This window comes from Celeribacter persicus, assembly GCF_003050785.1.
GTDB classification, from domain to species: Bacteria; Pseudomonadota; Alphaproteobacteria; order Rhodobacterales; family Rhodobacteraceae; genus Celeribacter; species Celeribacter persicus.
The window spans coordinates 1-1,354 of record NZ_QAOH01000085.1; the positions used below are offsets into that span (position 1 = coordinate 1).

General features: G+C 62.6%; 1 protein-coding gene. It reads left to right on the forward strand.

The window, feature by feature from the left end; all coding sequences use genetic code 11:
• Positions 1-59 precede the first annotated feature (59 nt).
• Entirely contained in the window at positions 60-1,310 is a 1,251-nt protein-coding gene (locus C8N42_RS21300) for a ferredoxin reductase family protein (protein ID WP_245890342.1), read from the forward strand.
• Positions 1,311-1,354 lie beyond the last annotated feature (44 nt).

A 1,354-nucleotide genomic window follows, 5' to 3' on the forward strand; every position in this document is an offset into this window, starting at 1 on the left:
CGGGCCTTCCCACACTCCCTCGGCTTTCCCTCAACTCTCCTCTGGCCCTGACGGGCCCGGTGCTGGTGGCGCTGCCATGCCTGCTGGCGGCTCTGCTCGGGTTGAACACCTATGCGCCTTATGGTGCGGACGCAGCATTTGGTATTGCCGTCGGGGCCGCGGCGGTTGTCGCGATGGCGCAGACATTGATCCTCGCCGCACGGCCCCCACTGGTGGAACCATTGTTCGGCGGTCTCGATCGCATGTACCGGGTGCACAAATGGCTCGGCATTTCCGCAATGGTCCTCATGATCCTGCACCAACAGATAGAGCCGGATTTCGAGCGTTTGGTGCGTGAAACCTCCCTTGGTGAACTTGGTGAAGAGGCGGGCGAACTTGCCTTCAACGCGCTTCTTGCCCTGGTTGCTGTCAGCTGGTTCCGGAGATTGCCCTTCACCCCACTGGAAATCCCCTATCAAATCTGGCGGTTCAGCCATCGTTTCATGGGGGCCCTTTTTGCAATCGTGGTCTTTCACCAGTTTTTTGTCGACATGCCTGCTGGGGTAGACCCGACATTCATGTTGGTGCTGAATGCTTTCGGCATCGCCGGAGTGGTCGCCTGGATCTTCACCGAGTTGCTCGCTCCGCACCTACGGCGTAGAGACTTCACCGTCACAGAGATCAGCCAGACCAAGGACACCACCACGCTAACCCTCCGCCCCGAGGGGCGGGCCATGCGGTGGCGGCCGGGGCAATTCGCCTTCTTCCGCGCGCCAGAGGCAGGACTGTCCGAGCCGCACCCTTTCACGATTGCCAGCGCCCCGCGCCCTGACGGCACCCTGACGTTCTGCATCAGGGGGTTGGGTGGCTGGACACGAAGCCTGCCCGCCATCTTGCGGACCGGAACGCGCGTGCAGGTCGAAGGGCCATATGGACGGTTCAATTTCCGCAAGGGCGGTGCGCGCCAAATATGGCTTGCCGGCGGCATCGGTATCACGCCGTTCCTCGCCTGGGCCGAAAGCCTGAGCGAAGCGGATAGCCGCGACATTCACCTCATCCACTGCGTTCGGACACAAGAGGAGGCGATTGGGGTAGAGACGCTGCGCGCTGCGGCTGCCCGCAACCCGAGGTTCAGTTTCGAGGTGGTCGTTACGACGCGCGATGGCAGGCTCACGGCCGAGCGCCTGATTGGCGCGGTCCCTTTCGCGATCCGGCAAGCCGATTTGTGGTTCTGCGGCCCAACCGGTCTGAAGGACGGGATTCTCAAGGGCTTGAAAGCACAAGGCCAAACGCCTCGCCGTGTCCGCTTCGAGCAGTTCGAATTCACCTGAACGCGGGGCAGGGCGCATAGCCATGCCAGCCCTGTAGCCTGCGC